The organism is Pseudoalteromonas sp. BZA4 (genome assembly GCF_040104395.1).
In the GTDB taxonomy this organism is placed as follows: Bacteria; Pseudomonadota; Gammaproteobacteria; order Enterobacterales; family Alteromonadaceae; genus Pseudoalteromonas.
In genome coordinates, this window is sequence record NZ_JBECOT010000106.1 from 1 (window position 1) to 6,464 (window position 6,464).

General features: G+C 40.8%; 10 protein-coding genes. 1 reads left to right on the forward strand and 9 read right to left on the reverse strand.

What is annotated here, in order from left to right:
- The 9 genes from ABMY41_RS21120 to ABMY41_RS21160 all read right to left on the reverse strand — a co-directional run.
- A partial coding sequence (locus tag ABMY41_RS21120) for a hypothetical protein (RefSeq protein ID WP_349276178.1) occupies positions 1-198 on the reverse strand: 198 nt, incomplete at its 3' end.
- A gap of 101 nt (positions 199-299) precedes the next feature.
- Positions 300-602: a hypothetical protein gene (locus tag ABMY41_RS21125; protein ID WP_105173430.1), complete on the reverse strand. Its 303-nt coding sequence runs from the start codon at positions 600-602 to the stop codon at positions 300-302.
- A gap of 138 nt (positions 603-740) precedes the next feature.
- Entirely contained in the window at positions 741-1,217 is a 477-nt protein-coding gene (locus tag ABMY41_RS21130; protein WP_063707276.1) for a hypothetical protein, read from the reverse strand.
- A gap of 165 nt (positions 1,218-1,382) precedes the next feature.
- Complete coding sequence (locus ABMY41_RS21135; RefSeq protein WP_138625644.1) at positions 1,383-1,820, reverse strand: hypothetical protein; 438 nt, start codon at positions 1,818-1,820, stop codon at positions 1,383-1,385.
- 134 nt (positions 1,821-1,954) lie between these two features.
- Entirely contained in the window at positions 1,955-2,281 is a 327-nt protein-coding gene (locus tag ABMY41_RS21140; protein WP_289097220.1) for a hypothetical protein, read from the reverse strand.
- 138 nt (positions 2,282-2,419) lie between these two features.
- Positions 2,420-2,617 (reverse strand): hypothetical protein, encoded by a 198-nt coding sequence (locus ABMY41_RS21145; RefSeq protein ID WP_138625643.1) that lies wholly within the window; start codon positions 2,615-2,617, stop codon positions 2,420-2,422.
- Positions 2,618-2,744: 127 nt separating this feature from the next.
- A complete protein-coding gene (locus tag ABMY41_RS21150; RefSeq protein WP_289097221.1) occupies positions 2,745-3,017 on the reverse strand; it encodes a hypothetical protein in 273 nt (90 codons plus the stop codon).
- Between the two features lie 123 nt (positions 3,018-3,140).
- Positions 3,141-3,788 carry a DUF4145 domain-containing protein gene (locus ABMY41_RS21155; protein WP_289097222.1) on the reverse strand — a complete coding sequence of 216 codons (648 nt, stop codon included), beginning with the start codon at positions 3,786-3,788 and terminating at the stop codon, positions 3,141-3,143.
- 131 nt (positions 3,789-3,919) lie between these two features.
- Positions 3,920-4,324, reverse strand: coding sequence for a DUF5412 family protein (locus tag ABMY41_RS21160; RefSeq protein WP_209328351.1), 405 nt, complete (start codon positions 4,322-4,324; stop codon positions 3,920-3,922).
- Positions 4,325-5,166: 842 nt separating this feature from the next.
- Between ABMY41_RS21160 and ltrA the strand changes: the two genes are divergently transcribed.
- Positions 5,167-6,464, forward strand: a 1,298-nt coding sequence (gene ltrA / locus ABMY41_RS21165) for a group II intron reverse transcriptase/maturase (protein WP_349276182.1), incomplete at its 3' end; no start/stop codon positions are given.

The window sequence follows — 6,464 nt, forward strand, 5'->3', positions numbered from 1 at the left end:
TTCTGTCATGCCGTCCTCTTCCTCAAAAACAGCCTCACATTGATAACACCAAGCTTGAAGATCATTTGGAACGCTTGAATTTTCAATGAAACCGAGAGGCTCTCCCTCAGGTTTGACAAGATGACCACATAGTACAGCAGCCACTCGCTTTCCATGCTTACCGCAATCAATATACATCGGTTCTATATCTGTACTCATTAGTAACCTAACGCCCGCATAATGGGCGGATAATGCTTGGCTAAAATCAGCGAGGAACGAGCGTCAGCCAAGCTTTAGACGTCCGTTCATTAATGCGCTTGTTATACGTTTTTACCACTGATAATGATGTTACAAGCTTTAGTAACACTGTCCCGATAATACTCGATAGTTTCTTTTAATTCTTTATCAGCTTTAGCCAGAAACTCTTCTGAGCACTTTGACCTAACATGAGTTAAGGGTAAATGATCTGTTTCTGATTCAATTTCACCAAAAATATGAAATTCAGTGTTCCAGCATTGGCCATACTTTTCATTACCAATACGCCATAGCTTAATTACGTTATCTAAGTAATCTTCATCGCTTTCCAGCAGCTTTTTCGCAAACGTAATTGCTTCTTCAGGCACTTAATTTACTCCGAACTCTAGAAACGTATAACGCCTCAGTTAAAAGGCAAAATTTGGTTGGCTACAATGTGAAGCGGAGCGAAACCAGCCAACTGAATTTTGTCCGCTTTTAAACTGTTTGTTATACGTATTTTACACCTATTTATCGCTGCTTAGTTGTTCAAGGTAACTTTTTAATCTTACAAAATCTTCAAGCCCACGTTTATCTGTTTGATATTCTGGCTCCCAATATGCTACGGCAGTGTATTGATACAAAGAGCTTTCTAGCATCCAAGTATCTCCATCCATTCCCCGAGTTTTATCTTTCGGAAACACCAGTGTTTTCTCTAACTTACTAACTAAATTTGAGTACTGTTCTTCTGTTAATTCAATACTTTTCTTTGATTTAATACCTTTCCAGTCATAACCCCCAGCGCCCTCATAAGTTGTAGTTATTAACTGATAGGGTTTGTGCCTAGTAACCTCATAGATAACAGGGTTTGAAAAAGTAGGTACTACTTTCATTTTTAAGACTGGTTGAAGATAAAAACCAGGGTCAGTGTATTCGATTGTATTTCGAGTAGATTTACAGCCAACAATTGAAAGTAGAATCAAAAAAATTGAAAAGTATTTCATATTACTAAACCGATCCTTCGATACGTATAACGCCCGCATAACGGGCAAAAATACGTAGGCTACAATACCAAGCGAAGCACAGGGAGCCTACGTGTTTTTGTCCCTAGCGAGCGCAGCGAGTGTTAATGCGTTTGTTATGTGCGCACTTGATAATACATGCGTCCTTTATTGTGTGGTAAAAATAACTGGAAATTGGATATACATCCCACAATCTTCTCCATACGTAATGGAAAGGTAATTCTCGCTAGCTAGATATGACTTAACTGTATAAAAAATATGACCATAGCCATCTTCTTTTTTCCATGGCGCGATAGGCATGGAAAAATCGTGATTCATTAAAGTTGCATCAAAGACAGGTTGACCCTTAAATAACCAAATACCTTCAAACTCTGATTCTCCCAGCTTAAGCGGAAATGAAGCTTCAACGAGAAACTCACCGTCCTTTTCTTTAGCTGTTATCTGAACGTCTTCACCATATTTTTGATTCCATTCATTCACCATATCTTCGGTGATATAGCAGCTACTAGCACAGACTGAAGACGCAAAGCAGATTGAAGCAATAAAGGAGAGCGCGCGATAATAAAAAACTTTTAAGAAACTCACTTTCCGTAAAACTCCCTAATGCACATAACGCCGCAAATAAACGGCAAAAATTAGTTGGCTAAAAATTTGTAAGGTACGAACAAAGCCAACTAGTTTTTTGTCCGCACTTTTTAATTTGCTTTGTTATATGCCGATTACCAATTCGCCTGCTTAGTTTTTTTATAACCTAGCCACATAGTAATTGCTAGTGTTAAACATCCCAACAAAATGAAAATAGCTGTTACATTTGGGGACTCTTGCACTATGCCAAGTTTTCCATTTAACCATGCAGGGAAGAATATACTAAACGGAATGTAGGTAACGATAAACAACAGAAACCAAATATATTGGCTAAACACGTTTAACAAACTACGACGATTAACCAGTTTAAGTTTATCTGCTAAATGTTTATGGAACTTTACGATACCCAAGCAGAGCCAAACATAGACCACAAATGAAACTACAAAAATAGCAATATTCACATAACTCTCTTAGGTATATAACGCCCAAATAATGGGCAAAAAATTGTTGGCTAAAATAGCGACGAAGGAGAAAAAGCCAACTGTTTTTTGTCCTTATTGATTTGCCTTGTTATGTAGCTAAACTGTCAGTGCTTCACTTTAGCCAGCCAAATGGTGATAAGCAAAGGCTAAAGCCCAAGCAATTAAACCAATACCAATTAGAGCGAGAACACCTTTTCCTCTATTGCTTGATACATCTGCACCACAAACAGGGCATTTAAAATGTGAATAATGGCCTGACACCTTAACTTCTATAGGATTGATCTTACTATCACATTTTTTGCACTGCTGACTCAATTTTTCACCTGCTACATAACGCCCTGTTAATAGGCGGATTACGCTTGGCTAAACTTAGCGAAGAATGAGCGCCAGCCAAGCAGTAAGGCGTCCATTTTAAACAGCTTGTTAGGTTACGAACCTCAATCTACATTGTGATACTGTGCTGCTTGTTCGTAACAGTTAACACATACGACTGACATTTGATTAAACTCTCTGAATCTTCTGTCATGCCGTCCTCTTCCTCAAAAACAGCCTCACATTGATAACACCAAGCTTGAAGATCATTTGGAACGCTTGAATTTTCAATGAAACCGAGAGGCTCTCCCTCAGGTTTGACAAGATGACCACATACTACGGCAGCCACTCGCTTTCCATGCTTACCGCAATCAATATACATCGGTTCTATATCTGTACTCATTAGTAACCTAACACCCGCATAACGGGCAATAACACGTAGGCTATAATTGGAGCGAAGCGACTGAGCCTACGTGTTATTGTCCCAGCGAGCCTGCGAGCGAGTTCATGCGTTTGTTATACGAATTTACTTGCTACCGTCACGTTCGTTAATTCCTTTCAGTTTTTCAGCTGGAAGGCTGTTATATATATCTTCGATCTCTTTAGGTTCGGTGATCATTTTCTGGGCAATGAAATTTACTAGACGAAAAAGTTGGTTAGCGATATCTCTGTTATCATTTAAATCGATAGTTCCAGGGTGCACAGCATCGTTACCTATAACTCTTACACTGTCTAATGCCTCTTGTACTTTGGGTGGCAAACCTTCTGCTACAAGTGCTTTAATATCCGCGTTAATATTCTTTCCCGGTTGACCCAGATGAGCACACAGCTTTTGTATCCCTAATCGCAATAAAGCAGCGGCTCCTCTTGGAGAAAGGTTTACAATTGTTCTTGCTTCCTCGTAATCAAGTTTTACATCATTAGGTAAGTCTTCGCTTGGCCCTTCAACTGAGATATTCGAAGGGAATAGTAATGTGTCTTTGTGCCAAATTGTTGGAAAATTGCAGTGGTCACAGTAAGAAACTTTAAAACGATCGTCTTCTCTCTGTCCTCCATAACCATTAGATTGAGTTGAACCTCTCATAAAATACCACTGCTGTTTAGTGTAAACATGGCAATTTGCACAGTTAAATGCATCACCATCCAAGAAAGGTGGAATATATTTACCCTTCATTCAAAACTCCATTTCGAGAATTCGTATAACGCCTCGCATAACGGGCTAATAATGCTTGGCTAAAATTGGTGAGGCACGAACCAAGCCAAGCTTTATTAGTCCATGCGTTGATGCGTTTGTTAGCTGTATGGTTACTCATATTTAACTACAACTTTATTAAACCATCCATAACTAGTTTCTGATAAATATTCTTGCCCATTAAGCCTGTGAGATATCTTTATTGTAGAGTTATCCAACCACTCCACACCTGGCGCCACTTCGTTTGGGTGCCCTGGTATGATGAATATATTGGCTGATTCATTTGGTAGCTTAACATCTGCGCCTAAAATAGAAATCTGAGTAGAAAACCCTGTAGTTGCACCACAATCACGCTGGAACACTACTATCCGATTTTTGTTATCAGGTGAATAAGCTTCCGCATGGAGATAATTGCCACACATATCGGGGAAAGTAAAATATACCCATAAGATAAAAAATGTAGAAATTACCCCAGCTAAAATACCTAGCCGAACTATAAGTTTTATTATGAAGTCCATTGAATACAGCTAACATGTTTATAGCGAGCTAATCGCGCGTTTTTCTACCACAGCGTAGCTCGTTTTTCTTATTAGATTATTTCTAACAAACTTGTTAACTAATTACCAGTGTTATTAAAATTTAGGAGTTCTCGCTTTTACCTCAGGATAAAAACGAGCGATTGGGTCGTTTTCTTGACTATGCGAGCAATAGACTTTGACGAAATAGAAAAGCAATTGTGAAGGCCGAAGTTCGCTCTTTTGAGTAATTCGCCTTAACTCGTCTTGGGGCGTGCGACGTGAAGTCGTATGAAGCGCTGTTCACCGCTTAATGAGTGAACCATCTGTATCACCAGATGATCCTAGGAGCCTGAATAAAGTAGCGGCTCTGACAATGTAACGAAGGTTGGTATGCGCCAATCGGGATCTTAATCGTGAGAGGACGATCCTCCTGATAACCACAAATCGGGTGAGTGCTAGGCAGTCAGTATGATGAACATAAGTGAATCCGCGTAAGGTGCGTTATACGATGAAACAGCGGAAGTGGTTAATACGCTGTAGCCAAAAGGCACGAGAGTCGGAAAGAGATTGCCCCATGCTCTTTCGTGATCACTGAACTCTCCGCACTATAGCGGGCATCTAACCTGACATTGCGCAACATACGGAACACGGTAAGCCTGTATCACTCCCTTTGGGAAAGCTTATATAGCCGATAGTGATGCAGGTAGAGGATGTTGGAGAAAGCAAAGGCTGGATTGTAATGATGCAGATACAGACGTCTGTCTGGCACGAAAGTGAGCTGACTTCCGACTGGTCTTCCGTTGCAAGAGAATTTGAAGAACTTTATTCAAGGAGAAACGCAAATGATGATTTCAAAAGAGATTAGTGCCTCCCCTGACAGTGCTCAATGGCAATCCATAAATTGGAAAACTGTTGAGTCGCACGTTTTAAAGCTTCAGATGCGTATTGCAAAAGCAACAAGAGAAGGTAAACACAGCAAAGCGAAAGCGTTGCAGTGGATACTGACTCACTCGCATTCGGCAAAACTTCTTGCTGTTAAGCGAGTATCACAAAACAAAGGCAGTAAAACGCCCGGAATAGACGGCGTCATCTGGAATACGGATACGCGCCGCATGAAAGCAGTCAATCAATTGAGCAGAAAGGCTTATCAAGCCAAACCGCTCAAGCGTATCTACATCCCTAAGAAAAACGGCAAGCTCAGACCTTTGGGTATCCCGTGCATGGTCGATAGAGCGCTACAAGCGCTTCACCTTCTTGCACTAGAGCCTGTGTCAGAAACACTTGCTGACCCAAATAGCTACGGATTTCGGCGCAATAGAAGCACTGCTGATGCTATTGCTCAGTGTTTTCTCTGTTTGAGTAAAAAGCAATCCGCGCAATGGGTTCTTGAGGGAGATATCAAAGCCTGTTTCGACAAGATTGGGCATCAATGGCTTATGAATAATATAGCTGTAGATAAACGAATGTTGGAACAATGGTTAAAGTCTGGTTTTATGGACAAAGGGCTGTTCTATCGCACTGACGAGGGAACACCACAAGGCGGGATCATATCTCCAACCTTGATGCTGATGACTCTTGCAGGTCTTGAGCAACGCATTAAGTCCACCGCACTTAAAAATGGGGCGAGAGCCAACTTTATAGGATACGCCGATGATTTCGTCGTCACATGCACTTCAAAGGACGTGCTGGAGAACGATATCAAACCGTTGATTGCTGACTTCTTAGCACATAGAGGCTTAACGCTCTCCGAAGAGAAAACGCACATTACTCACATTAGCCGTGGTTTTGACTTCCTAGGCTTTAACCATAGGAAGTACAAAGGAAAACTGCTCATTAAACCGAGCAAATCTAACACGTTAATATTTCTGAGTAACTTGCGCGAACTCATTAAAAAGCACGCAACTACCCCCGTTAACGATCTAATCAAGTTGATAAATCCGAAACTCAGGGGTTGGTCGAATTACTATCGCCATTGCGTTGCCAAACAAGTATTCGGATATGTGAGCCACAAACTATTTCTAGCGTTATGGCATTGGGCTAAAAGGCGTCATCCAACAAAATCAAAAACTTGGATCGCCATGAAGTACTTTATCAACCGTCGAGGCCAATGGCAATTTCACGGTTGGCAGAAGAGCATGAA